Origin of the sequence: Agarivorans sp. QJM3NY_33 (genome assembly GCF_050870865.2) — a bacterium.
In the GTDB taxonomy this organism is placed as follows: Bacteria; Pseudomonadota; Gammaproteobacteria; order Enterobacterales; family Celerinatantimonadaceae; genus Agarivorans.
On the sequence record NZ_CP194039.2, the window covers coordinates 1689109 to 1715096 of the forward strand.

Annotated in this window: 23 protein-coding genes; 10 read left to right on the forward strand and 13 right to left on the reverse strand. The window is 45.2% G+C overall.

Annotation, left to right across the window (positions count from 1 at the left end):
* Window positions 1-8 precede the first annotated feature (8 nt).
* The 6 genes from ACRRSY_RS07630 to ACRRSY_RS07655 all read left to right on the forward strand — a co-directional run bounded on the left by ACRRSY_RS07630 (window position 9) and on the right by ACRRSY_RS07655 (window position 6353).
* Window positions 9-1052 carry an NAD(P)-dependent alcohol dehydrogenase gene (locus tag ACRRSY_RS07630; protein WP_432462878.1) on the forward strand — a complete coding sequence of 348 codons (1044 nt, stop codon included), beginning with the start codon at window positions 9-11 and terminating at the stop codon, window positions 1050-1052.
* 54 nt (window positions 1053-1106) lie between these two features.
* Window positions 1107-1952, forward strand: coding sequence for a ketose-bisphosphate aldolase (locus tag ACRRSY_RS07635; RefSeq protein WP_432453786.1), 846 nt, complete (start codon window positions 1107-1109; stop codon window positions 1950-1952).
* The gene (locus tag ACRRSY_RS07640) at window positions 1949-2902 is read left to right on the forward strand and encodes a carbohydrate kinase family protein (RefSeq protein WP_432453784.1); all 954 of its coding nucleotides are present in this window, start codon (window positions 1949-1951) and stop codon (window positions 2900-2902) included. Before ACRRSY_RS07635 ends, ACRRSY_RS07640 begins: the two co-directional genes overlap by 4 nt.
* On the forward strand, window positions 2902-3891 hold the full coding sequence (ydjG, locus tag ACRRSY_RS07645; RefSeq protein WP_432453783.1) for an NADH-dependent methylglyoxal reductase: 990 nt from the start codon (window positions 2902-2904) through the stop codon (window positions 3889-3891). The genes ACRRSY_RS07640 and ydjG overlap by 1 nt, the downstream gene beginning before the upstream one ends.
* A 138-nt stretch (window positions 3892-4029) precedes the next feature.
* Window positions 4030-4788 carry a DeoR/GlpR family DNA-binding transcription regulator gene (locus tag ACRRSY_RS07650; RefSeq protein WP_432453782.1) on the forward strand — a complete coding sequence of 253 codons (759 nt, stop codon included), beginning with the start codon at window positions 4030-4032 and terminating at the stop codon, window positions 4786-4788.
* A 209-nt stretch (window positions 4789-4997) separates the two neighbouring features.
* Window positions 4998-6353 (forward strand): MFS transporter, encoded by a 1356-nt coding sequence (locus ACRRSY_RS07655; protein WP_432462879.1) that lies wholly within the window; start codon window positions 4998-5000, stop codon window positions 6351-6353.
* A 252-nt stretch (window positions 6354-6605) separates the two neighbouring features.
* Here ACRRSY_RS07655 and ACRRSY_RS07660 read toward each other — a convergent pair whose 3' ends face one another.
* From ACRRSY_RS07660 to ACRRSY_RS07710, 11 genes are all read right to left on the reverse strand, one after another.
* Window positions 6606-6998 carry a ribosome recycling factor family protein gene (locus tag ACRRSY_RS07660; protein ID WP_432453780.1) on the reverse strand — a complete coding sequence of 131 codons (393 nt, stop codon included), beginning with the start codon at window positions 6996-6998 and terminating at the stop codon, window positions 6606-6608.
* Window positions 6999-7152: 154 nt separating this feature from the next.
* Window positions 7153-8049: a hypothetical protein gene (locus ACRRSY_RS07665; protein WP_432453779.1), complete on the reverse strand. Its 897-nt coding sequence runs from the start codon at window positions 8047-8049 to the stop codon at window positions 7153-7155.
* Between the two features lie 239 nt (window positions 8050-8288).
* Window positions 8289-9506: a urate hydroxylase PuuD gene (locus ACRRSY_RS07670; RefSeq protein ID WP_432462880.1), complete on the reverse strand. Its 1218-nt coding sequence runs from the start codon at window positions 9504-9506 to the stop codon at window positions 8289-8291.
* Between the two features lie 3 nt (window positions 9507-9509).
* Window positions 9510-10802, reverse strand: a complete 1293-nt coding sequence (guaD, locus tag ACRRSY_RS07675; RefSeq protein WP_432453777.1) for a guanine deaminase — start codon at window positions 10800-10802, stop codon at window positions 9510-9512.
* 1 nt (window position 10803) lies between these two features.
* The gene (gene uraH / locus ACRRSY_RS07680) at window positions 10804-11130 is read right to left on the reverse strand and encodes a hydroxyisourate hydrolase (protein ID WP_432462881.1); all 327 of its coding nucleotides are present in this window, start codon (window positions 11128-11130) and stop codon (window positions 10804-10806) included.
* Window positions 11127-11657: a 2-oxo-4-hydroxy-4-carboxy-5-ureidoimidazoline decarboxylase gene (gene uraD, locus ACRRSY_RS07685; protein ID WP_432453775.1), complete on the reverse strand. Its 531-nt coding sequence runs from the start codon at window positions 11655-11657 to the stop codon at window positions 11127-11129. Before uraD ends, uraH begins: the two co-directional genes overlap by 4 nt.
* Complete coding sequence (gene xdhC, locus ACRRSY_RS07690) at window positions 11650-12546, reverse strand: xanthine dehydrogenase accessory protein XdhC (protein WP_432462882.1); 897 nt, start codon at window positions 12544-12546, stop codon at window positions 11650-11652. Before xdhC ends, uraD begins: the two co-directional genes overlap by 8 nt.
* The gene (xdhB, locus tag ACRRSY_RS07695; protein WP_432462883.1) at window positions 12527-14908 is read right to left on the reverse strand and encodes a xanthine dehydrogenase molybdopterin binding subunit; all 2382 of its coding nucleotides are present in this window, start codon (window positions 14906-14908) and stop codon (window positions 12527-12529) included. The genes xdhC and xdhB overlap by 20 nt, the downstream gene beginning before the upstream one ends.
* On the reverse strand, window positions 14901-16319 hold the full coding sequence (gene xdhA, locus ACRRSY_RS07700) for a xanthine dehydrogenase small subunit (RefSeq protein WP_432453772.1): 1419 nt from the start codon (window positions 16317-16319) through the stop codon (window positions 14901-14903). Before xdhA ends, xdhB begins: the two co-directional genes overlap by 8 nt.
* Window positions 16320-16398: 79 nt before the next feature.
* On the reverse strand, window positions 16399-17361 hold the full coding sequence (locus tag ACRRSY_RS07705; protein WP_432462884.1) for an isopenicillin N synthase family dioxygenase: 963 nt from the start codon (window positions 17359-17361) through the stop codon (window positions 16399-16401).
* A gap of 85 nt (window positions 17362-17446) precedes the next feature.
* A complete protein-coding gene (locus ACRRSY_RS07710; protein ID WP_432462885.1) occupies window positions 17447-18526 on the reverse strand; it encodes a BMP family ABC transporter substrate-binding protein in 1080 nt (359 codons plus the stop codon).
* A gap of 423 nt (window positions 18527-18949) precedes the next feature.
* Between ACRRSY_RS07710 and ACRRSY_RS07715 the strand changes: the two genes are divergently transcribed.
* From ACRRSY_RS07715 to ACRRSY_RS07725, 3 genes are all read left to right on the forward strand, one after another.
* Window positions 18950-20344 (forward strand): uracil-xanthine permease family protein, encoded by a 1395-nt coding sequence (locus ACRRSY_RS07715; RefSeq protein WP_432459030.1) that lies wholly within the window; start codon window positions 18950-18952, stop codon window positions 20342-20344.
* Between the two features lie 210 nt (window positions 20345-20554).
* Window positions 20555-21064, forward strand: a complete 510-nt coding sequence (locus ACRRSY_RS07720) for a hypothetical protein (RefSeq protein ID WP_432453768.1) — start codon at window positions 20555-20557, stop codon at window positions 21062-21064.
* A gap of 113 nt (window positions 21065-21177) precedes the next feature.
* Window positions 21178-21528 (forward strand): putative quinol monooxygenase, encoded by a 351-nt coding sequence (locus tag ACRRSY_RS07725; protein WP_432453767.1) that lies wholly within the window; start codon window positions 21178-21180, stop codon window positions 21526-21528.
* A 92-nt stretch (window positions 21529-21620) separates the two neighbouring features.
* On the opposite strand, the gene ACRRSY_RS07730 is transcribed toward ACRRSY_RS07725, so the two are convergent.
* On the reverse strand, window positions 21621-22598 hold the full coding sequence (locus ACRRSY_RS07730; protein ID WP_432453766.1) for a DMT family transporter: 978 nt from the start codon (window positions 22596-22598) through the stop codon (window positions 21621-21623).
* A 332-nt stretch (window positions 22599-22930) separates the two neighbouring features.
* Window positions 22931-23578: a LysE family translocator gene (locus tag ACRRSY_RS07735; RefSeq protein ID WP_432462886.1), complete on the reverse strand. Its 648-nt coding sequence runs from the start codon at window positions 23576-23578 to the stop codon at window positions 22931-22933.
* A 363-nt stretch (window positions 23579-23941) separates the two neighbouring features.
* On the opposite strand from ACRRSY_RS07735, the gene ACRRSY_RS07740 reads away from it, so the two are divergent.
* Entirely contained in the window at window positions 23942-25987 is a 2046-nt protein-coding gene (locus tag ACRRSY_RS07740; protein ID WP_432462887.1) for a DUF3857 domain-containing transglutaminase family protein, read from the forward strand.
* Window position 25988: the final 1 nt, after the last annotated feature.

Sequence of the window (25988 nt, forward strand, 5' to 3'; positions counted from 1 at the left end):
AGTTAAATATGAAAAATAAAAAAGCAGTATTAAAAACCCCAGGCGTTATGGAATTTATTCAAGCGGAAATTCCGGTGCCTAGAGATGATGAAGTTTTAATTAAGGTCGAATACGTTGGAATTTGTGGTTCTGATGTACATGGTTTTGAATCAGGCCCATTTATCCCACCCAAAGATCCGAATCAGGAGATAGGTCTCGGTCATGAATGTGCAGGAACAGTGGCCGCAGTTGGTCATAAAGTGACTAAATTTAAAATTGGCGACCGAGTAAATATTGAGCCTGGTGTGCCATGTGGTAAGTGTCGTTTTTGTCTAGAAGGCAAATATAACATTTGCCCTGATGTTGACTTTATGGCGACGCAGCCCAACTACCGTGGCGCGCTTGCAAACTATCTTTGTCATCCAGAAAGCTTCACTTACAAGTTACCAGATAATATGGACACCATGGAAGGCGCATTAGTTGAACCTGCGGCGGTAGGCATTCATGCCGCTATGTTGGCTGATGTTAAGCCGGGTAAAAAAATTGTTATTTTGGGCGCAGGTTGTATTGGTTTGATGACATTGCAAGCTTGTTTATGTATGGGCGCATCTGAAATTGTCGTGGTCGATGTTTTAGAAAAGCGTTTAGTCATGGCGCATGAACTAGGTGCTGCCGCAATCATTAATGGTGCAACAGAAGATACTGTCGAACGTGCTCAAGCTTTATTGGGTGAACTTGGCGCCGATATTGTTTTTGAAACTGCGGGGTCGCAAATCACAGTTAAACAAGCACCTCAACTGGTTATGCGTGGTGGCAAAATCATGATCGTCGGTACTGTTCCGGGTGACTCTGCGATTAACTTTTTAAAAATTAATCGGGAAGTCAGTATTCAAACGGTATTCCGCTATGCCAATCGCTATCCCGTCACGATTGAAGCCATCTCATCTGGAAAATTTAATGTTAAATCAATGGTGACACATATCTATGAATATGCAGATGTTCAAAGAGCTTTTGAAGAGTCGGTGAATAATAAAAAAGAAATCATTAAGGGGGTTATTAAGCTAATTGCTTGAGTCGGTGTGTCAATAAATAAAATCAATGGTGTAAATAAGAAGGGTTAATTAATTATGTTGTCAAGTGTTAAGTATTGGGAAGAAAAGGCACAGCGTGAGCATTACGCAATTCCTCATTTCAATGTTTGGAATGCTGAAATGTTGATGGGGGTCATGGATGCTGCTGAAGAGGCCAAATCGCCGGTAATTATCTCTTTTGGTACCGGATTTGTGGGGAATACTTCATTCGAGGATTTTGCTCATACGATGGTCTCTATGGCTGAGAAGGCCACCGTTCCGGTGATTACTCATTGGGACCACGGGCGCAGTATGGAGATTATTCATAATGCTTGGACGCATGGCATGAACTCACTGATGCGAGATGCGTCAGCATATGATTTCGAGGAAAACATTCGTCTAACTAAAGAGGCGGTCGACTTTTTCCACCCACTAGGTGTCCCGATTGAAGCGGAGCTAGGGCATGTCGGCAGTGAGACGGTATACGAGGAGGCGCTTGCTAACTATCACTATACCGATCCATCACAGGCTGCTGAATTTGTTGAGCGTACTGCATGCGACTCGTTGGCCGTTGCCATTGGTAATCAGCATGGCGTATATACTTCCGAGCCAAAATTAAACTTTGATGTTATACAAAAAGTTCGTGATGCAGTGTCGGTTCCAATTATTCTGCATGGTGCCTCCGGAATTAGTGATGACGATATTAGCACTGCGATTTCTCTAGGGATCTCAAAAATTAATATTCATACAGAATTGTGTGAGGCGGCAATGGTTGCGGTGAAGAAAAATTGCAATCAACCATTTTTACATTTAGAGCGTGAAGTTCGTAAAGCGATTATGGGGCGTGCCTTAGAAAAAATTACATTGTTTGGTTCAGATGGAAAAGCGGAAGCCCTTGTATGAGTAATATTGATGTTATCTGTGTTGGTGCAGCTATTGTTGATATTCCTCTGCAGCCAGTGGATAAGAATATGTTCGATATTGATTCGTATCCTTTAGAACGAATTTCAATGACTATTGGTGGCGATGCAATCAATGAAGCAACGATTATTTCTCGTCTTGGGCATAAAACTGCATTAATAAGTCGAGTAGGCAATGATGCACCAGGAAATTTTATTCTTGAAGCATGTAATCGGGAAAGAATAGATATTGAAGATCTTGTCGTGGATGGGGATATTGATACTTCAATTAATGTCGGTTTGGTGACAAAGGATGGGGAGCGTACTTTTGTTACCAATCGAAATGGTAGTTTGTGGAAGCTTAATCTTAAGGATATAGATTTTTCACGTTTTAAACAGGCCAAATTATTATCTCTTGCAAGTATTTTTAATAGCCCATTACTAAATGGACACGCTTTGGTACAGATTTTCTCTGCAGCAAAAGCGGAAGGGTTAACTATTTGCGCCGATATGATTAAACCAAGGCTTAATGAGACGTTGGCGGATATCCGTGAGGCTCTGGCTTATGTTGATTACCTTTTCCCAAACTTTGAAGAAGCAAAATTACTAACTGGAGAAAGTGAGTTAGAGGGAATCGCGGATACATTTTTAGCGTGTGGTGTAAAAACGGTTGTGATTAAGACCGGAAAGCAAGGATGTTATATAAAAAATGCTGCTCAGACATTGCTTGTGCCTGCCGTTCAGGGGATTACAGCGATTGATACCATCGGCGCGGGAGACAACTTTGCATCAGGTTTTATATCTGGGATTTTGGAAGGTATGCCGCTAGCTGAGTGTGCTCGTTTCGCGAATGCAACCGCTGCGATATCGGTTCTGTACGTTGGCGCCACGACGGGTGTTACCCATAGAAAAATTGTTGAAGAATTGCTCAAAGAGTGCGAGGAGTATGCGTAATGATGAAAATGACCCCGTTGGGGAACAGCGGATTGAAGATCTCTAAAATGGGTCTTGGAACTTGGGCGATAGGCGGTGGCCCTGCATGGAATGGTGACCTCGATTATCAGGTATGTATTGATACCATTGTCGAAGCCCATAAATGCGGTATTAACCTTGTCGATACAGCACCTGGTTATAATTTTGGCAATAGCGAAGTGATTGTTGGTAAAGCATTGGCTCAGCTCAATCGAGAGGATGTTGTGATTGAGACTAAATGCGGCATCGTCTGGGAACGTAAGGGCAGTTTATTTAATAAAGTTGGTGAGCGTCAGCTTTATAAAAATCTATCGCCAGAGTCAATTCGCGAGGAAATTGAGACCAGTCTGAAGCGTCTGAATGTTGATTATGTTGATATTTATATGACGCATTGGCAGTCGGTTCCACCTTTCTTTACTCCTGTATCTGAAACAATGGAAGAGTTAAATAAACTTAAAAAAGAGGGGAAAATCAAAGCCATTGGTGCAGCCAATGTCGACATCGAGCATATTGAAACTTATCTCAAATATGGTGAGCTTGATATTGTTCAAGCCAAATATAGTCTGTTAGATAGAGAGGTTGAAGAAAAACTGCTTCCTTTATGTGAGCAACACGGAATTGTTTTACAGGTATATTCACCGCTGGAGCAAGGCCTGTTAACGGGGGATATTGAGCCCGACTATATTCCTACAGGCGCGCGAGCCAATAAGAAATGGTTTCAGAAAGAGAATATGGGCAAAGTGATCAATATGCTGAAGCAATGGCAGCCTTTATGCGAGAAATATCAGTGTTCTATTCCAACTCTCGCGTTAGCGTGGATATTGGCCCAAAGTAACAATATTTCGATTTTGACCGGTGCAACTTCACCAGAGCAGGTCAAAGAAAATGTGAAGGCAATGTCAATTCAACTGACTAAAGAAGATAGCTTATTGATTCGGAAAATGGCTGAAGCGCTGGATGACGGGCAGTAATCGTTGATAACACGAATACCTCTGTTTTTTTGGTAAACACGCATGTTTTTCTGTGATTCAAATACAATATTTTGCAAATAAATATAGTGAATGGCATACTTATTTGTATGTTTTATGGGAAGAAACAGAGGTAATCCAGTGTCAGCAAAAGATCGAATTCAGTCTATTAAACAAATGGTCACTAACGATAAAAAAGTTACCGTGGTTAATTTGAGTACTATTTTTAAGGTGACCGAAGAAACAATCCGTCGTGACCTTGAAAAGCTTGAAATGCAAGGTTTTATTACGCGTACTTATGGTGGTGCAGTTTTAAATGCGAACGGCATTATTGATAATGTTCATTTTTATAAAAGAACCAAGTCGCTCCATGAAGAAAAGCAGACTATTGCATTAAAGGCACAATCTTGCTTAGAAAATGTAACCACACTGGCGGCTGACTCAAGTACCACTGTGATGGAGTTTTTAAAACTTTTAAGAGATAGAAGTGACATCACAATCATGACTAATTCAGCGGAAGCTATTCATGAATTAGCGACCGCTGAGGTAAACCTTGTTTCCACTGGTGGTGAGTTAAATAAAACGTCGCTTTCTATGCAGGGTGTCATGACCAAAGAAGCTATTAGCAAACATCATGTCGATATTATGGTGATGAGTTGTAAAGGGCTTGATATGCAAAGTGGTGCGCTCGATTCTACGGCCGCGGAAGCAGATGTTAAAAAAGCAATGATCAAACAGGCATCTGAAGTTGTACTTTTGGTCGACCACTCTAAGTTTGAACGTAAGGCTTTTGTTAAATTAGTGAACTTTGACAATATAAATTATATTGTGACTGATAAATCTCCTGGGAATAAATGGATTGAGTTTTGCGACAAAAATAATATAAAGCTAATATTTTAAGGTGATTGTTTAGGCGCCCCATCCTTAATGACTACATTGTTATATGTCTTAGTGTGATTAGTTTATTAAAGCCGCGATTTGATTTCCATTTGTAAATAGAATAATGGCAATTTGGTTTGGTAATTTTATTGATGATAAAATTACCAGTAATCATGCTTGCTATTGACTGTAAATAATATATTTGTCAATAGTGTATAGGGGTATGTAATATGAATAATGTTGGCCATATAGGGGCGCGGCTAGACCGTATCCCTTTCTCAGTTTTTCATTACGAGATATTTGGTATTATTAGTATGAGCTTGTTATTTACCGGCTTTTTAAGTTATTCGGGAAATATCGTTTTGGCTGAGCTGGTGAGTAATGGCTGGTCGAATAATTACCTGAATGCCGCCTTCACTTCGGCCTTAATGGCGGGCTACTTTATCGGCTCTGTCGCCGGAGGGTTTATTGGCGATAAGCTTGGAAGGCGCAAAACTTTTCGTATAAACTTACTCATCGTTGGTATATCAGCAATGGCAGCATCATTTTCTCCAGATATGTACTGGTTGATTATTTTCCGCTGTTTGATGGGGATCGGTATGGGTGCCCTGATCATGGTTGGTTATGCGTCTTTTGTTGAGTTCATCCCCGCTAACGTAAGGGGAAAGTGGTCTGCTAGGCTTTCTTTCGTAGGGAATTGGTCACCTGTGATATCGGCGTTGATTGGCGCAGTTGTGATTTCATATTTTAGTTGGCGGTTGATGTTTTTGTTGGGTGGGGTATTGATGTTGATCGCTTGGTATTTCTCCGCGAAATATTTTATCGAATCGCCACGATGGTTGGAAGGAAAGGGCAGGGGAGAGCAAGCTGAAAATAACTTACGGAATATTGAGTTACGGACAGAGATTAAAGAGAATATAAAACTTAGCCATTGTGAACGGGATAACTATTATTTAGAAAATGTCAGAGGAAGTGATTCATTTTGGAGCCTGTTCAAAGGAAGTATGTTAAGGCGAACATTAGTTGCCATTACCGTTCTGGTTGCGATGAATATATCTTTATATACGATCACGGTTTGGATCCCAACTATTTTTGTTAATTCTGGAATTGAAGTGACAAAATCAATTGTGATGACTTCGATGATTATGTTGGGTGCTCCTGCAGGTGTGTTTTTCGCTACTTTAACAATTGATAAATACCCTCGAAAACTTTTTGGTTCTAGTCTGCTCATTATTATTGCGGTTATGGGATATTATTATTCGCTTCAAACGAGTGAATTAAAAATTATTGTATGCGGACTTGTGATGGTTTTTTTCCTTTATATGTATGTATGCTTTTCTTCGGCAGTTTATATTCCAGAGTTATGGCCAACGCATATGCGATTACGTGGATCTGGGCTTGTGAATGCTGTTGGCCGATTTGTTGCTGTTATTGCGCCTTATGGGGTGGCGATGCTGTTGACCGATTATGGCTCAAAAACGGTTTTTGTTGTATTAGGTGCTATTTTAATTTTATGCGCTTTTTTGTTGCTTGTTTTTGGTATCGAAACCAGAACGGTTTCGTTAGAAAAAATTTCTCAGTTATAGCTTGATTGGATAGACTTTCATCGTCCTCGTTGAGCGTGAAGTAAAATGACTGGTGACAACTAGCAGGGTCGTAAAGAGTCACTGAGTTTTATTTTTCAGTTCATTGACTATGAATCTGAAAGTAAAAACACTAAAGGTTGCCGGAGGCAGCCTTTTTTGGATACCGTTGTTTGATTTATTCAAACCTAGAATATATGTGTTTGTTAAAGATTTAATGGCAATGCGCAAGTTGGCATGTTGCGCTGACCCATTTTATAGTTCGTCGCCGGAAAATCTGGCGCTCCTCGCTTCGGCGATGCTGCAGTCGGTGAGATGCATGAGCTCGGCTAGTGTGATGTTGTGGTTTTCTTGCACTAATCGTTGTAGTTTCACAGCAACGGGCTCTAATTGCGCGCCATATTTCTGAAGCCCTTGTTCGATTTTGTGAATCAGATACGCACTGGCTGATGGTTGCTGTTGTTTAAGGGCTTGCGAGAGTTGTTGTAATTGCGGTGCTTCGCCAGTCACTAGCCAGTTTCTTGAGCGGCGAATACGTTTAATTTGACAGCTATAAATTAAGGCGACTTGTTTGGCGAGTTTGACTTCGTTGCCACCGATTTGGCGGATTAAGGAAGGCAGTTGGATATCAATTGTGGTATCGGTCATCGATAGAATTCTGCATGCAATTCAATTTAAATTCAAATTTCTGTCCTTTGGCTTGGCGTGAATAGTTACTGCGCTGGTCGGTTTGGATGATTCGATAATATGCTCACCGATAAAAATCACTGAGTTTAGTGTTTTTGTCGGTGAGTGATACTTTTTAGGCGAGTGTTAGGTTTTGCATTTTTTGCTGGAAGTCCAGTAGCGGATCGAGAGAAAAGTCTGCTTCTACCGAAAAAGTAAAGTCTCTAAATTGAGTTTGTACTTGTAATGTTTTTAGGTAGCTGAAACGAGGGTGCTCACCGAGAGACATGCCTTTGATGAGTCGCCAAGGGATGAACAAATGCTCAACATGATAATCGGTACGTTTTTCTCGAATGATATCGGTCCCCCAATTTGAGATCATTAGATCATGGCCATCACTCATAAATAATACGTCTTGCATTTTGTATCTAAACAGCCGAGCTAATAAGTGCTGGAAGCCTTTGGTCAGTTCTTCGTCGAGGGAACGTGAGGCTTGAAAGGCTAATATACTCACGGGTTCGGTGATTGCTTCACGTTGTAAAAAATATTGATAGACCTGGAGTTTAGCCCCCTCAACGGGTTCGTGCTGAGTCAGCGCTAACGGCTGGCTATGTTGATGCATCGCCTCTCTGATGATGTGAAGTGCTTTGGCGGCAATGTTTACCGACACGAGGCTGTAGTCAATATGGATGCTGTGGTGCCTTGAAAACAGCTGCAAATGACAGGACAGTAAGTCACCGCTGTGAACTATATAGTTGATGTCGGCATAGTCCAGAGCCTGTTCTTGTAATTCTGCAGCCTTGTTGAAACTAAGTACGCGGATCCTGTTAGCCTCTAGAATCACCACACTTTGATACATCAGCATGCCTGGCTCTAGATCCCGCCGAGCTTGGTCTACCGGAACTTTGAAGCAATATTTTGCGGCTAAGATCGCTTGTTGGTAGTGCTCAAATTGCGGTGGAATGTCGATGAGCGCCTTTACCTCCATCATCCAAGGGCCATATCTTCGGTATTCAAGGGTTAATTTATCCATTGCCATTCTCCAAAACCATCAGTGGTGCTTTAAATGAACCTAGCAAGTTGCTTTAAGTTTAGTTCAAGCGTATTAAGATTGACGGGCTGAGTGTTTTGTCTGCAATTAGTCGACACAAGTTTGATCTAAATCGTCTACAGCGAGGCCATGAGTTTTAATTTGGCAGGGGCGGAGGCGAGCCGAAAACGAGAGCAGGCTGAATACCAGGCTACTTTGGTATTCAGCGCTGATTGTTCGATTTATTCCGCGCTGAGCAATTGTTGTAGTTGCTGGCGTTGCTGCTCAGTCATTTGTGTTTTATTTAAAAATGGCATGTCTTTGCTTACGGTGGCTCGAGCAATAATACGTTCTTTCCAGCGCTCAATGTCTTGCCAATGGTCCAGCATCACTCCTCCGGGGGCTGTGGTAAACATGTCATCACTTGGGGTGCGGCTATGACAAGAGCTGCAGCGTTGCTGAATAATTGCACTCGCCTGTTGTTGAGCACTGGTTAAGGCATTTTGCTTAACCGTCGAGCTGGCGGTGCTTGCTGTGTTCAACTGCGATCTGCTGCCAGTCCAGCTGACGAATATAGCTAACAGTAGTAAACCGATAGCACCACTCACGATGATGCTGGGTTTATCAATGCCTTGATGTTTCAGATTGAAGAAGTGACGGATCCAGGCACTTAAACCGATCAGGGCACAGAGGATTAACCAACTATAGTGATGTTGGTAAATCATCGGATAGTGATTACTGATCATCAAAAAAATCACCGGCAAGGTGAGGTAGTTATTATGTACCGAACGGCGTTTCGCCTCTAAACCGGGGGCAGGATCAACCGCCTCTCCGGCACTAACTTGGGCCACCATCTTGCGTTGTCCGGGAATTATTTTTACCCACACGTTGGCAACCATGATTGTGCCGATAAGGGCGCCCATGTGAATGAAGGCGCCGCGGCCACTAAACACCTGGCTAAAGCCATAACAAAACAGAGCCCCCAAGACCACTAAAATGACGCTCAGTAATAGCGGTTTTTCGGCAATTGGCGAGCGCAGCAAGCCTTCATACAGTAACCAAGCACCAGCGATCCCACCAATACCAATGCTCACTGCTTGGCCAGCACTTAACATCATCACTTGAGGGTCGATTAAATACGCCTCGGCTCGCAAGTAGTAAATCCAAAATAACAGTAGGGTGCCGCTCAGCCACGTACTGTAGGCTTCCCATTTAAACCAGTGTAAATGCTCGGGCATTTTCTCTGGCCCCACCTGGTATTTGGCAACCTCATAAAAGCCACCACCATGCACCGCCCACAAATCCCCTTTAATGCCTTTTTTTAATTTCCATTCCGGTGGCGTTCTGAGATTATTATCTAACCAGACAAAGTAAAAACTCGCGCCAATCCAGGCGATGCCTGCGATCACATGAAACCATTTAATAAACAGAGCTAACCATTCGTAAAGCTGTGGCCACATAGACTAATTCCTTTTGTTATAAACTTCTTTTCCCGCAATATAGCTTGCCGCAATCAGTCGATCGTCGCCTAAAATATTGATGGCAAATAATTGTTCGCTCAAGTGATTACAGCGGGCGATCCGCTGACTCAGGATGGGCGTTGCGTGCAAATCGATTTCGATAAAGTCGGCTTCGCTGCCGGGGTTTAAATTGCCGACCCACTGCTCAATGCCCATGCTCTGGGCGGCGCCTTGAGTACATAAATACAAGGACTCGAAGGCGCTTAAGCTGGTCTGTTGCATCTGGCAAACCTTGTAGGCATCGGCCTGATTAGCAAACATACTAAGGCTGGTTCCACCACCGACATCACTAGCGAGCGCGACCGACACACCATTCTCCTGGGCGCGGTGATAGTTAAACAGACCGCTGCCTAAGAACAGGTTGGAGGAAGGACAAAAGCTGATGGTTGCTCCGGTGTCGCTTAAGGCCCGATACTCGCGGTCGGTGAGGTGGATACCATGGCCAAATAACGCTCTTTCTCTCACCAGTCCGTGCGCCTGATAAACCGATAAATAGTCTGAATGTTCGGGAAACAGCTCATTAATCCATTGCACCTCTGCGGTATTTTCCGATAAATGGGTTTGAATAAAACTGTCGGGATGTTCCTTGGCTAACTGACCCGCCTTCGCCAATTGTTGTTCGCTGCTGGTGGGGGCAAAACGCGGAGTAATGGCATAGAGTTGGCGGCCATTATGATGCCAGCGCTCCAATAATTTTTTACTATCGCGATAGCCCGACTCAGGCGTATCGCTGAGCGCCTCGGGGCAGTGTCTGTCCATCAATACCTTGCCACAGATCATGCGCGCGTTATAGGACTCGGCGGCTTCAAAAAAGCTATTTACCGATTGAGGGTGCACGGTTGCATAGACGCTAGCGGTCGTGGTGCCGTTGGCAAAGAGTTGCTGTAAGAAAAAGTCGGCCTGACCACGAGCGTAGACGGCATTGGAAAACTGCTGCTCGGCAGGAAAGGTATAAGTATTTAGCCAATCCAATAGCTGCTTGCCGTAGCTCGCAATGACTTCAATTTGTGGGTAGTGCACGTGGCTGTCGATAAGGCCGGGCAGGAGTAACCCTGTATGTTGTTGTACTTCGAGCTCTGGCTGATTTTTTAAATAATCTTTGGCATCACCGAGGTAGAGGATCCGACCTTGCTCGATCACTAATACACCGTCTTCGAGATAGCAGTAATTATCGTTAGGGTTGCTGGTTGACTTGGGGAAATGCAAAATTTTTCCGCGGTGAATGCTTGGTTGCATCTTAACTCCCTCGATAGGTGGAGTAGCTAAAGCCGCTGAGCAGCAGGGGAATGTGGTAGTGCGGTTGCGACGATTCGCTAATAAAGACCACCTCAGCTTGCGGGAAGAAGCATTGGCCAAAGTGTTGTTGGCAATAATCTTCGGTCACAAAACGCAGGCAATAACGGCCAGCTTCTAATTCGAGTGAGGCAAAGCTGAAGCGCCCATCGGCATTAGTCAGTCCTTCGGCCAAGCAGTCGGCTTCGCCAAAGCGAAGTAATTGGACTGGAATGTGAGTCGCTGGTTGGCCGCGACTGGTATCTAAGACATGACAACTCAAGGTGCTCAAAATAAATTCTCCATTCTAATATGGCTGATTTGCTGTTGTTGTTCGGCGGCGGTGAGCAGTTCCTGTTCGCGACTGCGGCCGAAACGCTGTTGCAACAGTGCTAACATGGTTTCGGCGGATTTTCCGCTGGCACAAACGATGAAAATAAAGCCATAACGGGCTAAATATTGTTGATTTAGTTGCAGTAACGCTTGTAGCGTCTGCCGTTGAGCATCGCCGACTTGTGCTTGCTCGGCTTGACTTAAGTGTTTGCCGTGGCTGTACTTTTGTTGTAATGAGGCGAGATCGCCAATCATTGGGTGACCGGCAAAGGCCTCCAGCCAATCGCTCTCTGCTAGTTGAGCAAAGGCTTGTTGAGCGCTGTCAATAAAATGTGCTTTGCTTCGAAAGGGGCGAGCTTGTTCTAGCAAGTTTTGCCAGCGGCGGCTGGTACAAACATTGGCCATTTCATTTTTAAATTGATGACTATTTTGTTGATTGAGCAAGCTTAAACGCTCGGCGATTGAGGCTGAGCTTGGCTTAATCATGCTGAGTTTCTCCACGGAGTTGTTGGCGCAGACGATTACTCGATTGCCATTGCTGCTGACGCTGTTGTTTACGATTTGACATGGCTTGTTCTGAGGGCTGCAGATTGAGTCGCTGGATGAGCTGGGCACTGATCGATACCGCCACTTGCATCGGCAGTTTTCCACTGACTTCGCTTAGGCCGATCGGACAGCAAAGTTGCGCCAGGCTGCTGGGGTCGCTCAGTTGCTCTTGCAGTTTTAGGGCAAACCGCTGCGCCTTGGTTTGTGAACCGATCAGCCCGACAAAGGCAAAATCTTGGCGCTGTAGGGCGGCCAAACAGAGCTTGAAGTCCAAGCTGTGGTCTTGGCTTAAAATCACCAAATAACTATTGGCGGGTAATGAGTCGACATATTGTTCAGGTTGTGGGTGATAGTGGGTGCTTACACCAATGACCGCGATTGAGTCTAACCAATCTTGGCGATTGTCGACCACGGTGACTTGATAGGGCAGCTGGCTGAGTATTTGGCACAATGCATGGCTGACATGGCCAGCACCAAAGATGTAGACCCGAGCTTGCTCAACTAGAAAGTACTCAAATAAGACCTGCACCGCACCGCCGCAGCACTGCGCTAAGTCGGCAGCCAGTGAGAAGCGCTCAATTTGATTGTCTTGTTGGTCCAACTTGAGTTGTTGACGGGCATGCTTAATCACATTTAATTCTAAGTTTCCACCGCCGAGGGTATCAAATTGTTGTTGGCTCGAAATGACCATTTTACTACCCGTGGATCGTGGCACCGAGCCAGCCTCGGCCAAGATCGTCGCAATACAAAAAGGCTGCTGTTGCTGCTTTAATAATTGGCAGGCATCTAACCAATTGTTCGGCAATAAACTATTTGACCAGTTCTGCATCTTGCTGCGCCTCTTGATAAGCAAATTGCTGCTGACAAGCCATTAAAATACGTTCACCGGTGGCGGGGGCATCCAGTTGAGGCCTTAGTTGATGCTGACTAATTGCTGCAACCGCATCTCGAATGGCGCACCAGCTACTAATTGCCAGCATAAAAGGGGGCTCACCTACGGCTTTGGAGCGGAAGATACTATGTTCTGGGTTAGCTTGGTCGAACAGGGTAATATTCATTTGTTTCGGGTAGTCGCCAATGGTTGGAATTTTGTAATTTGCTGGGCTTTGGCTCAGTAAGCGCCCCGCAGTGTTCCACACCAATTCTTCGGTGGTTAACCAACCTAAGCCTTGAATAAATCCGCCTTCAATTTGGCCGATATCGATTGCAGGGTTAATGCTGGTGCCCACATCATGCAAAATATCCACTCTGTCTAAACTCATCTCGCCAGTGAGGGTGTCGATGGTGACCTCGCTGCAAGAGGCTCCCAGTGAGAAGTAATAGAAGGGTCGGCCTTCGGCTTTGTTTCGGTCATACCAGATTTTCGGCGTTTTATAAAAGCCGGTGGTGGACAAAGAAATACGCTGTAGGTAGGCCATTTGTACCAATTCGGCCCAACTTAAATGCTGTTCGCCGACTTGTACCTGGCCATCGCTGATGTGGATCTGCTCGGCGGGAATTTGGTAATGTTGCTCGGCGAAGTCCAGCAGCCGCTGTTTGAGTTCATTGGCCGCGTTGTGTGCTGCCATGCCGTTTAAGTCGGTCCCCGAAGAAGCCGCCGTGGGTGAAGTATTCGGCACCTTGTCGGTTCGAGTTGCGGTAATTAACACGTAGTTAGCTGGGATCCCTAAAGTTTGGGCGACAATTTGCTGTACCTTAGTATGCAAGCCTTGGCCCATTTCGGTGCCGCCGTGGTTTACCTGAACACTGCCATCGGTGTATATGTGCACCAAGGCGCCGGCCTGATTAAGATGCTGCGCCGTGAAAGAAATCCCAAACTTAACCGGGCTTAAAGCCAGCCCCTTTTTAAAGGTTGGGTTGTTTTCATTCCATTGTTTCACCTGCTCGCGACGGGCTCGGTAATCACAATTTTTTTCCAGTTGTTGCATCAGTTGGCGCATTGCCTGATGTTGCTCGACTGGCATGCCGTAGTGGGTGGTGCAATTGTCTTGCTGGTATAAATTAAGGTAGCGAACATCCAAGGCATCTTGTTGGGTGGCGATGGCGATGTCTTCCATCGCTTGCTCGATTAAGATCATCCCTTGAGGCCCACCAAAACCTCGAAATGCGGTGTGTGACACCATATCGGTTTTTAAACGATGTCCCACAACTTCGGCCCTATTTAAGCTATAAGCGTTATCGGTGTGAAACATGGCTCGGTCGACAATCGCATCCGAGAGATCTGGAGAATGACCACATAAGCCATTCACTTCAATCTTGGCGCTTTCAATCAGTCCTTGTTTACTTAAGCCCAGTTGATAGCGGTTGTAGAAAGGATGGCGTTTGCCGGTTGCTGCCATATCAATGCTACGAGGCAGTCGGATTTTTACCGGCTTACCGGTTTGCCAACAGCCCAAGCTGGCCAAACATGCCCATTGTGCCGCCTGGGTCTCTTTACCGCCAAAACCACCGCCCATACGACGCATGTCCACGGTCACCCGATGAAAAGGAATGTTGATGACTTCGGCAATTAATTTTTGTACTTCTGAAGGATGTTGGCTTGAGGTATACACCATGATGCCTTGATCTTCGGTGGGCAGCGCGAGACTTACCTGACCCTCCAAATAGAAGTGTTCTTGGCCACCAACGTTTAGCTCACCACTTAGTTGTAATGGGCTGGTGGCGAGATCGGCTTGATTAACGTTAATGCCCATTTGGTGGCTAGGTAACACGGTAGGTTCCGGGTTCCCCGCCACTTGGGCTTGTTCGGCAGTGATAATCGGTTGGTCATCGGCTTGGTATTGCAGCAAGTTATCACTGGCTTGCTTGGCGATGTGCCAAGCTTGGCGATGGTTGTGGGCTAATACCAAGGCGATGGGTTGTTGAAAGTAGCGGATCTCTGTCTCGCTGAGTAATGGATCACCTGGGAAAATTGCGCCAATATCTTGGTGGCCGGGAATATCGCCGCAACGAATAAGCGCTACCACATCTGGCTGTTGGGCTAAAGTGTCGAGCTGTTGTTCGCTGACCTTTCCCTTGGCGATGCTACTACAAATTACTGCACCATGCAGGCAACCCGATGGGGTGGCCATATCATCGACAAATGCGGCTTCGCCCGCGACTTGTTTGGCTGCGCTTTCATGAGCCATCGATTGACCGATTACTTGGCTGGGTGCGCTTTGGTGGAGTTGTTGAGTGGTGAGTTTACGCATAAGCCGCTAGCCTCGTTGGGAGTTGGTTACAGTATAAATGGAAGCGTTTTAATAGGTTTTGTACCAGTAAAACCCGATAACTGGCACTGGCTCGAACATCGTCAATTGGCTTCACATATAGCGGGACTTGTTGTTGTACTTGTTTCAGTTTTTGCAGATTAAATGGGTGACCGAGCAAACAAGCTTCCAGCTCGCTCAAACGGACCGATTTAGCCGCAACTCCGCCGGCTGAGATAATGCAATGACTGACCCTATTTTCTTGGTCAAACTGCATGGTGACAGCTAGCACCACGGTGGCGATATCATCTTCAAAACGCTTACTTACTTTGTAAATTTGATGTTTGGTGCTGGGCGCAAGATCGGGCAGATGAATGGCGCTAATCCACTGCTCTGGACGCAGTTGGGTTTGTCGGTAGCCGGTGATGTAATCTTCCGGCGCGTACAATTCAGTATTGTTGCCATCATCTAGTTCAATTTTGCCACTTAAGCTGATGAGTAGTGGCGCAATATCGCCAATTGGGGAGGCATTGCCCAGACTGCCGCCCAAAGTTGCGCGATGGCGAATGGTTAAACTGCCTAAGCGGGCAAAGATCTCATCGGCTGTGGGGTAATGCTGTTGCATAAAGGCGTGCACCTGACTTAGCGGCATTGCCGCGCCAATCCGCCAACCGCCTTCGATACGCTCGATGACCTTGAGGTCGGGCAAATAGGTGAGGTCAATAATCTCATCGATGCGTTGCATTTGCTGTGTGACTTCTAGGGCTAAATCGGTGCCGCCGCCGATCCACTTCGCGTCCGGATGTTGCTGGCGAAGTTCGGCCAATTCTCGGCGCGAACGCGGTTGCCAATAATTATCACTGGTCAGGCTCGGGCATTCGGCCATCCAATGCTGTACGCCAGTTTCTCGTTGGCGAATATGATCGGTATGTTGGTTCGCGGTTGCTGCCACTTGTTTGGCAGCTTCAATGAGTGGGCCATAACCAGTACAGCGACATAAATTGCCCGCAAGAAATTCTTCCGGATGCTCAGGGGCAACCGATTGGCGTGATAGGGCATATAAAGACATCACAAAACCGGGGGTACAAAAGCCGCATTGGCTACCATGGTGGTCAACAATAGCCTGTTGTACCGGGTGCAAATTTTGGCCTTGCTTTAAATACTCAACGGTAATCACTTGTTTGCCGTGTAATGAATGTAGGGGCGTAATACAGCTGTTGATTTGTTTATAGCTGAGCTTGCCGCTGAGATCGATTTCTACCATTACCACAGTGCAGGCACCACAATCGCCACTGGCACAGCCTTCTTTGCTGCCCACTAGGTTTTGACGCTCTCGCAGAAAGTTTAGCAACATGGTGTCTGCGGCTTGTTGGCTTAAGCTAATCTGTTGATCATTAATCATTAGCTGTAACATAATCTCTCCTGCCTATTAAAACTATTTAGTTGTCCAATCGGTCAACTTTTTGAGCAAATTTTTTATTCTTGTACGCTATCTATTGTTCTGGCGTTGGTTCACTGCGATAAGCATAAGTGTCGGCAAAGCGGGATAAAATCCATTCCCCAGCGGTGACCGTGGGATAGCGACTGCTTTCGCCTTCGGCTAAACATGAGTCGAGTGTGCTTACTTCGGTATCGAAGTTCGGTTCAACAAAAAATGGCATCGAAAAACGGGTGGTTTGTTGGCTAGGGCTGGTTACTCGATGAGGTGTCGACTGATAGCAATCGTTGGTCCAGCGTTGCATTAAGTCACCAATATTCACCACGTAGCTGTTTTCTACAGGGCTGGCATCAATCCATTGACCGTGTCGGTCTTGAACCTGCAAACCACCGATTTGATCTTGATAAAGTAAGGTAATGCAGCCGTAATCGGTATGCGCTCCTGCGCCATTTTGCTGGCCCTGTTGTGGGGGATAATGGATTAAGCGCAATACACTAATTGGGCAAGTAAAACTCTTCGTGAAAAAATCCAGCGGCAACTTTAAAGCCAGCGCCATGGCTGACAAAAGCTTCAGAGCGAGCGGTAAGCTGAGCTCGTATTGTTGTTGCATCAATTGGATAAAACCCTGTAAATGCGGATATTGATTCGGGCCGTACAATTGAGGACAACGAGCTACCTGCGGATGATAAGGGCTTAAGTCTAGCGCCATATCGAAGGTCTCTTTAAAGTCTTTTGGGCCGTTGGGGTCGAGCTGCTCGGCGCTAACTTGTCCCCAACCGCGGTGATTGCTGGAGTGCTGGATACTAATCTGCTGTTTTATCGCCTCTGGCAGCGCAAAAAATTGCTCGGCCATGGCTTGTACTTTGGCGAATTGTTCGGCTGGAATGCCGTGACCTACCACATAAAAAAAACCAGTATCACGACAGGCCTTATCTATGGCGTCGGCCACGGTTTGCCAATCTTTAGGATTGGGCTTATCCAAGGCTGAGATGTTGATGATGGGCAGGGTTAGACTCATGGCATGTTCCATTGCTGTGGTTGAGGTTTAAGCCGCTGCCAAGGTTTTGCTTTGGCAGCGGTATATTGCAGTGTGGATATTGTTCCTATTTAGGAATGCTGGCGTCGATCCCTTCGACGTACCACATCACGCTCGCTAGCTCTTTGTCGTTCAGTGATTTACCTGCAGGGATCACTTCTTTACCTTGGTTGTCTTTGATTGGTCCAGTGAAAGGATGGAAGGCGCCGGAACGGATCTTCTCTTGAGTATCGCTAATCGCTTGTTTCACGTCTTCCGGTAAGTTTGGATTAACCGATGTGATATGTAGCAAGTCTTCAGCAAAGCCGCCCCAGTAATCTTCAGACTTCCAAGTGCCATTCATCACTTCTTCAACGGTGCGTATGTAATGCGGCGCCCAGTAGTCACGCACTGAGAACATGTGAGCAGTTGGTGCAAAGTGGCTCATGTCTGATGCTTGGCCAATGCCTTTCTTGCCGCGTTTTTCTGCTGCAATTAGCGGAGCAGGGCTGTCGGTGTGTTGTAAAATAACATCTACGCCTTGATCCATTAATGCGTTGGCTGCGTCGGCCTCTTTACCTGGATCATACCAAGTATTGGCCCAAACGATTTTAATTTTAACATCTGGGTTAACACTTTTAGCGCCGAGATAAACCGCGTTAATATCGCGAATGACTTCCGGAATCGGGAAGGAGGCAATGTACCCAATCACATTGGATTTGGTGGTCATGCCTGCCGCAACCCCAGAAACATAGCGACCTTCATACGTTCGTAGTACATAGGTCGAGACGTTTTTAGATCGCTTGTAACCTGTTGCATGTTCAAAGCGTACATTTGGGAATCGTTTGGCGACTTTCAGGGTGGGGTTCATGAAACCAAATGAGGTGGTGAAGATCAGTTTATGCCCCGATTTCGCCAATTGAGTGATCACTCGTTCAGCATCAGCACCTTCAGGTACGTTTTCCACAAAGGTGGTTTTTACTTTACCTGCAAAGTGTTTTTCCATTTCGATACGGCCTTGGTCATGCTCGTAGCTCCAACCATGGTCTCCGACCGGACCAACGTAAACAAAGCCCACTTTGAGTGGTTCGTCGGCCGCGTTAGATGCTGATGATAGGATGCTGGTGAAAGCCAATGCTGCAGCAGCCATCCATTTATTTATTTTCATGAAGAACTCCATTTCATTATTCAACGGTTGTGGTTGTCTATTTGTAATACCGAATAGCGATAGCAAAAAGCTGGCCACTTGGTCATGTTTTTTGATTTAAGTCAAAAAAGTAGATTAACACAAGCTTTGTTGTAAATACCTTTAGAGACTTGTTATTTCCATCAGAAAAAATTGATTTGTTTTGGTGCGAGCATGGTTTTGCGGGCACTACTTTGGTGCAGTGTTAGAGCCTTGAATGGCTGTGGCTTAAGGTGAAAAAATTGTGTTGGATGTGTCAGTTGTGGTGGTTTTGTAGTCCTTAGGTTGCTTTTTGGTGGGTTTTTGTTTGCAAGCTTACTTTGTTGGCAGGTTCCTTGCGTTAATAAGCTGACTTAGTGGTCAACTTTTTTGATGCGCGTGAGTTTTTTTGACAGGGAGTTAGTTATGACTAGCGAAAACGGAAACACCTCTTCACAAGAGTTACTATTTGAACTGGACGATCGTCCGCCAGTGAGTCAGGCATTTTTCGCGGGCCTGCAACATGTGCTGGCTTGTTTTGTGGGGATTATTACCCCCACTTTGGTGATAGGAGGAGTGCTTGGACTCGGTGCACATATTCCTTACTTGATTAGTATGGCACTGATGGTATCTGGGGTTGGCACCTTTATTCAGGCGAAAAAAATTGGTCCCGTTGGTGCGGGCATGATTTGCGTGCAAGGCACCAGCTTTGCCTTCTTGGGCTCGGTATTGGCAGCGGGATTTATCGCTAAAAGCCAAGGCGGGGGGCCTGAGCAGATATTGTCATTAATCTTTGGGGTTTGCTTTTTGGGAGCATTTATCGAGATTTTCCTATCTCAAGTGCTGATCAAAATGAAAAAAATCATCACCCCTTTGGTTACTGGTATTGTCATTACCATCATTGGTATATCGTTGATCAAAGTGGGCATGACCGATCTGGCGGGTGGATTCAATGCGCCAGACTTTGGGAGTTTCCAAAATTTAAGCCTTGGCGCTATCGTATTACTCACAATTATTATGTTGAATCGCTCCAATAACGCTTGGTTACGGTTATCGTCTATTGTGATTGGACTGGTCGTGGGGACCTTGATTGCTTTGGCGATGGGTAAATTGGACGGCAGTTCAATTACCGCACAGCCTTGGGTTAGCATTCCGGTGCCTTTTAAATATGGTTTTAGCTTTGATTGGGTCGCTTTTCTTCCAGTAGCCTTGATTTACTTCATTACTGCTATTGAATCGGCAGGGGATATTACTGCTAACTGCATTATTTCGCAGCAAGCAATTAAAGGCGATGGTTACTTAAAGCGGATCCGGTCAGGGGTATTAGCCGATGGGTTTAATTCAATGTTAGCGGCAACCTTCAATACTTTTCCAAATACCACCTTTAGCCAGAATAATGGGGTAATCCAGCTCACGGGTGTCGCCAGTCGTTATATTGGTTATTACATTGCCGCTATCTTGGTAATTTTGGGCTTGTTCCCCATGTTGGGGGCGGTGCTACAGCTCATACCTAAACCAGTGTTAGGTGGGGCTACTTTAGTGATGTTTGGAACGGTGGCGGCTGCCGGTGTTAAGATCTTGGCCAGCGATCAATTGAATCGTCGTAAGCTGTTGATTATGGCGGTCTCCTTCGGGGTGGGGCTCGGTGTGATTCTAGTACCTAATTTACTTCAGCATGCGCCTAAGTTAGTACAAAATATTTTTGGCTCGTCAGTCACTTCGGGTGGCTTAATGGCGATTTTCTTAAGCCTGTTATTACCCGAAGAACAAAGCACTGTTTCCTCGGAGGCTGTATCGCAGCCGAGTTCTGCGGTGAGTTGAATTTTTCGTACTTGAGAAAGTATTATAGTTTTGGCAGAATAGCGGGCAGGTGCTAGGGGGCGCCTACCCGCCAAGAGGAACTCACCCCAACCTGTCTGTTAAGTTGACGCTATAGGCTAAAGCGCAACAGACAAACCTCAATATCGACACTGTATGTCATTCTGAATATTGTTCTGCGGGAAACAAATTAAGTATTTGGGAAACATATAGATGTTATCTGCGACTGAAGAACTAAAAATTCGCGCCAAGCTTTGGCTTAAAAAGTCACCGGACACTGCCGAACACCGCTCACTATTAGCCTTAAGCAGGGGTAATCCGCCACAACTCAAACATGCCTTGTTGTTATTGGCGCGCCAAGCTGGATTTAAAGACTGGCAGCAGGCCCAGTTGATACTCAGTTGTGAGCAATCCCTAACCCGCCACCAGGATGCGGGTAAGTTTTGGCATGCCAAACCCTGCCTGAGTCTGCTCAATCACTGGTGTGCCTCTTATTCTGAAGCACTACACTTGCAAGTATCGCAGGGTGGCGTGTTGCTGCCTTATAAAACCCAGTATGTATTGGCTCAAGAGGTGTATCTGCAAGCTTTAGGCATGCGGGTCAGCGACCCGCTGTGGGCAGAACTTAACTACAACTGGTGCCAAGGCCCACAAGCACTTCGGCAAGCGCTTGCTTATCAACGCTTATTGGCGCAACAAACGGAATGTTATCGAGCGTGTTAGCTATTTATTAAAGTGTAATTAGTTACAGCTTTTGGCGGTATAAAGCCTTATTATTTATCGGTAATTTGTCTATGTACCGCGAGTTTGGCTCGCAATTTTATAAGGAAAGCTCAATGTCTAAGAAAATCTACTGCGTTGCGATGTTTAAACCTAAAGCAGGTAAAGAGAATGAGTTATTTAAGGTGCTGCAAGCTTTAGAACCTAATGCTGCGCGTGAAGATGGCTGTATCCAGTATACGGTGACACGGAAAATCGATAATCCTTTCGCGCCTGCCGACGGTTATCCAATTGCCTTTCACGAAATTTGGGCCGATCAAACCAGCTTTGAGGCGCACTGTGAGCGCCAGGAAATTCAAGATTTCTTTCAAACCCATTGTGTGGCCGAAACTGGCTTGGTGGAAGATGCGCTGGTACGTGCTTATAGTGATGAACCAGCCGATTTTGATGCGCCTATACTGGCTTAACTGCTGTATATTTAGAGCATCAAGTCTTAATTAACAGACTTTATAACATTCGGGGAGATGACGTATTGGTCGACATCTCCCTTGTTGTTTGGCTAGTTATCTGGTTGAGGGACTTCCTCCGCCATGGCCTGTTTGCGGGTCGCGGCGCTGGGAAGGCGAGTGACCAGATAGATCCCTGAACAGACCAACGCTAAAGCCAGTAAATATTTCCATTCTAAAATCGATTCATTTAAAAATAATGCTGAAAGCATGCTGCCAAATACTGGGATCAAAAAGTTAAACACGGTGATCATGGCTACTGAATTGTATTTGAGTAAAGTACTCCAAAGTGCAAAGGCAGCCGAAGATAACAAGGCCAAATAAAAAAGTAATAGACTGCTAGCAAGGTCAAACTGGCCAAGTTTTCCACCAAAGGCGAAACCCAAGGCGAGTAATACTAAGCCACCAATTGCTAATTGCCAGGCTGTCATCAGCATTGCGTCGATCTCTTGAGAGATTTTTTTGCCATAGATAGAGGCCGCCGCGAGGATAAACGCTGCCAAAACAATGGAGCCTTCACCCGCCAGGCTGAATTCAAAATTGAGTAATGACCCATTAAAATTAACCAAAAAGACCCCCGCAAAACCAACCAAGCAACCAATAGACTTGCGATGACTTAAACGATCATTTTTATAGATGAAGTGCGCTAGAATCACGCTAAAAAAGGTCCCGGTAGCATTCAAAATCGACGCTTTTACACCGCTCGCAAAGGCGAGGCCAATATAGAAGAAAACATATTGGAAACTGGTTTGACTTACACCGAGTAGTGCAATTTGCCGCATTTTCTTGATGCTCATCCCAAAACGATGTTTACCCATGATGCGGGCGAGTATCAGTAATAAGATACCGGCTAGCAGGAAGCGCTCACCAGCAAATACCATTTGTGAAGCGATGTCATGGGGGGCGATGGCCAATAATTGGTAGCCAGTTTTAATGGCGGGATAGGCACTGCCCCAAAGTAGGGTACATAAAATGGCTAAGCCAAATACAACCGGACGACGGGTAAAGAAAATAGCGGGTGTGTGGATCATGAATTGTTAACCTTAGCCAAATCACAAGGCTCATCAGCTAGTTTTGCTGGCTCGAGCGTCCAACAACTTTGTTGATGAGAAAATCAAGCCAAGCACTATAGCTTATTTGTAGTATTTTATCTCGATAGATTCAGTTTATCAGCGGAAATATTTCATAGTTGAAGTGTATATTTGGGCTTCAATAACCGATATATCTATGTTTCTGTATCTTCGATCCACCGTGCTTTGGGAAGCGCCGCTCGTTCGCGCTCACGCGATGTGGGGTCCGCATGTTGCCCCCTATATGGCATAACACTCGCCCCAACCGCGAAATTAATTCTGGCGTGCGGTATCTACTTATTATTTAACATCAGTAGCTTGGCGCCAAATCCAATAAACACTAAGCCTGTGATGCTCTTGAGTAGACCTTGAAACAAGCCTTTATTCACCATGCTGGAGAGTTTCGACATCAATACTACTAGTGAAGAGAACCAAAGTAGGGCGATCAAAGCATGCACCGTGACCAGTAACAAGGCATAAACAATGGCTTGCTGGTGATTTGGAATAAATTGGGGAAAAGCCGCAAGATAGAACATCGAAACTTTGGGATTGAGAGCGTTGGTTAAAAAACCTTCCCAAAATGCGTTGCGCTTAGTTAGTGTTGTGAGCGGGGGACTGAGTGTAGTTGCGTCTTCAGATGATGACGGTTTTGGCTTATAGGCCGCCCATAGCGACTTTAGCCCTATCCAAGTAAGATAGATTGCGCCGACAATTTTGAGCAGCATAAACGCGGTCGCAGATTGATATAGCAGCGCGGCAAGTCCAAAAATGGAAACACATCCATGCAGATAGAAAGCCGCAACAAAACCAGCGATATTTAAAAAGCCAGCTTTTTTACCGGATGTAGGAACCGTTTTTGCTATCAATAAACCGTTGGGGCCCGGGGAGATCACCAAGAGACTGGTGACGACAATAAAACTGAATAGCTGAATATATTCCAAAAGGTACTCCTTGCGTGTTGTATGACCAACAATCAAGACAAATCAGTTGATGTCTTTGAATGGGATGCTGATTGCTCATTGCATGAGACGAAGATTAAAACAAAATAAGCAAGAATTGTGCAATAAATAATTCTTGGGTGTTCGGTGAAGTGTCGATGGGCAACTTACAGCAAACGATTAAACAAAATAGAAGGTTTGGTTTTGCTGCGTTACATCTGTGGCTTAAGATTGGCGTTTTGTTAAAAAGACTTGTCTGCTAGTGATGTCGTCATCTGCAGGGGCTACCGCTTCGATTTTAACTTTACCTTGAAACTCGACTTTAATTTTTACTTCTTTGTTACTAGTATGGAGCCTTATCACTATGTGCAAGGATTTGCAGTGCCAGCCTGTCGACCAATTATTATCTTATTTTTGTTTTTATTTCAGTTCGTTGTACTTAATTCGTCTCAGGCCGCCGAGTCGCCATTTTGGCGAGTGAGCACTGTGCCACAGTGGGTGGTACAACATCCGGCAGTCGCCAGTAAAGTTTCAGATAAAAGGCTACCGTCGGCTAATTTTTTAGTCACCGATACCCAAGTGAATCTAAAAACCAAGCAGGTTCATTTTTATCGGCATCTTCGTTTGCAAGTGAATGATGTTAGGGGAATAGAAGATAACTCGGATATTAAAATCACCTTCAATCCTGATTTTCAACGCATAGAATTACACCATATTGAAATTCATCGTCAGCATCACAAGCTCAATCGCTTGTTTACTAAAGATATTCGTTTAATTGATTTGGAAACGGAACAACACAATAAACTCTATTCAGGGGAAAAGCAGTTACAGTTATGGCTAAAAGACGTTCGCGCAGGTGACATTATTGATTATAGTTTTAGCGTGATTGGCGAAAATCCAGTCTTTGCAGGCAACTTTAGCCAAACTTTTGGTTTGGGCTGGAGAGATAATGTTGCCCAGGTTTGGGTTAGCGTTGTCAGTCCGAAGGCCCGACCGCTCTCTACCCAAGTGGTGAATTTGGATACCAAGGTTAAAGTTGAGTCGTTGGCCAATGCTTTGCGTTATTCGGTTCATCTTGAAGATGTTCCTGCTTATGATGAAGATGGTCAGGCTCCCAGTTGGGATAATGTCTATCCTTTTTGGCAAGTCACTAGCTTTCAAACATGGCAAGAAGTGTCTAACTGGGCAGAGCAGTTATTTAATTTGCCAGAAGATGACTCTCCTGCATTTACAAAGTGGCTAGCCGACTTAAAGACAAAGCCCACTCAATTAGCGATTGAAAAAGCGATTGCCTTTGCGCAGCAAGAGGTCCGTTATTTGGGGATTGAAATTGCCGAAAATTCTCACCGCCCCCATCAACCTTCGCAAGTGTTTGATAATCGTTATGGTGACTGTAAGGACAAATCTTTACTGTTGGTTCGCGCCTTAAGAGCCATTGGCGTCGAAGCTTACCCAGTTTTAGTCTCTAGTTATAAACGCAATACTATTGGCGATTCCTTACCCAGCTATAACGCTTTTAATCATGCCATCGTGCGTATGACCTACCAAAACCGGCAGTACTGGATTGATCCAACGAATGCTTATCAAGCATCGCAGCTACAAACGATTGTGCCTGCTAACTTCGGCCAAGCTTTAGTGATTGCTCCTGGAAATACCGGCTTAACGACAATGCCTGAGTTAAATGCTAGTGATAACTTAGTGGATGTATCCGAAACCTTTCGCGCCGCCGATTACCAATCGCCGGTTCTATTGACGGTGAATAGTGTTTTTACAGGTACCGAAGCGGAACGCATTCGTTATGACATGGCGAATCAATCGATAAAACGTTTGTCTCAGGCTTATTTGGAATACTACCAACGCTATTATCCTGCGCTAAGAGCCCTGCAAGATATTAATATTAATGATGACAAAATAAGTAATCGCATTGAAGTGAAAGAGCACTACGTGTTAGATGATTTTTGGAGATTGGAACAAGCGGATGCGGTGTTCAGTTTGTATTCAAGTAGTTTGGACTATTACTTGAGGGTTCCCAAAAAAATAGACCGCCGCCAAGCTTATGCGCTTGGCGGGCCGATCACCGTTTCACATCAATCAAAATTGATTTTGCCGTATGATGTTGATTTTAGTGCGCTTAACGATGAGCAGCTGTTCGAAGATGATTATTTTAAATTTAGCGCCACGTTTGATTCCCATTATCGAACGCTTATTTATCAACAGCGTTATCAAAATAAACAAGCCGCAGTTGATGCAAAAGGTGTGCGAGCCTTTGCCAAGTTGATGCGTGAGGCCAGAAAACAATTAGATATTAGTTATAGCATCACCAATGTCACCTCTGATCCGGCTTATCAGTCGATGAATCAATTGGTTAATTTTTTATTAAATAAAAAGCAAGCCACTGAGCAAGGAGAGTGAT

Bases quoted from the DNA above. Each gene is read 5' to 3' on its own strand.
- ACRRSY_RS07630 (WP_432462878.1), top strand. From the start codon at position 9: ATGAAAAATAAAAAAGCAGTATTAAAAACCCCAGGCGTTATGGAATTT.
- ACRRSY_RS07635 (WP_432453786.1), top strand. From the start codon at position 1,107: ATGTTGTCAAGTGTTAAGTATTGGGAAGAAAAGGCACAGCGTGAGCAT.
- ACRRSY_RS07640 (WP_432453784.1), top strand. From the start codon at position 1,949: ATGAGTAATATTGATGTTATCTGTGTTGGTGCAGCTATTGTTGATATT.
- ydjG (WP_432453783.1), top strand. From the start codon at position 2,902: ATGATGAAAATGACCCCGTTGGGGAACAGCGGATTGAAGATCTCTAAA.
- ACRRSY_RS07655 (WP_432462879.1), top strand. From the start codon at position 4,998: ATGAATAATGTTGGCCATATAGGGGCGCGGCTAGACCGTATCCCTTTC.
- ACRRSY_RS07660 (WP_432453780.1), bottom strand. From the start codon at position 6,998: ATGACCGATACCACAATTGATATCCAACTGCCTTCCTTAATCCGCCAA.
- ACRRSY_RS07665 (WP_432453779.1), bottom strand. From the start codon at position 8,049: ATGGATAAATTAACCCTTGAATACCGAAGATATGGCCCTTGGATGATG.
- ACRRSY_RS07670 (WP_432462880.1), bottom strand. From the start codon at position 9,506: ATGTGGCCACAGCTTTACGAATGGTTAGCTCTGTTTATTAAATGGTTT.
- guaD (WP_432453777.1), bottom strand. From the start codon at position 10,802: ATGCAACCAAGCATTCACCGCGGAAAAATTTTGCATTTCCCCAAGTCA.
- uraD (WP_432453775.1), bottom strand. From the start codon at position 11,657: ATGATTAAGCCAAGCTCAGCCTCAATCGCCGAGCGTTTAAGCTTGCTC.
- xdhC (WP_432462882.1), bottom strand. From the start codon at position 12,546: ATGCAGAACTGGTCAAATAGTTTATTGCCGAACAATTGGTTAGATGCC.
- xdhB (WP_432462883.1), bottom strand. From the start codon at position 14,908: ATGCGTAAACTCACCACTCAACAACTCCACCAAAGCGCACCCAGCCAA.
- xdhA (WP_432453772.1), bottom strand. From the start codon at position 16,319: ATGTTACAGCTAATGATTAATGATCAACAGATTAGCTTAAGCCAACAA.
- ACRRSY_RS07705 (WP_432462884.1), bottom strand. From the start codon at position 17,361: ATGAGTCTAACCCTGCCCATCATCAACATCTCAGCCTTGGATAAGCCC.
- ACRRSY_RS07710 (WP_432462885.1), bottom strand. From the start codon at position 18,526: ATGAAAATAAATAAATGGATGGCTGCTGCAGCATTGGCTTTCACCAGC.
- ACRRSY_RS07715 (WP_432459030.1), top strand. From the start codon at position 18,950: ATGACTAGCGAAAACGGAAACACCTCTTCACAAGAGTTACTATTTGAA.
- ACRRSY_RS07720 (WP_432453768.1), top strand. From the start codon at position 20,555: ATGTTATCTGCGACTGAAGAACTAAAAATTCGCGCCAAGCTTTGGCTT.
- ACRRSY_RS07725 (WP_432453767.1), top strand. From the start codon at position 21,178: ATGTCTAAGAAAATCTACTGCGTTGCGATGTTTAAACCTAAAGCAGGT.
- ACRRSY_RS07730 (WP_432453766.1), bottom strand. From the start codon at position 22,598: ATGATCCACACACCCGCTATTTTCTTTACCCGTCGTCCGGTTGTATTT.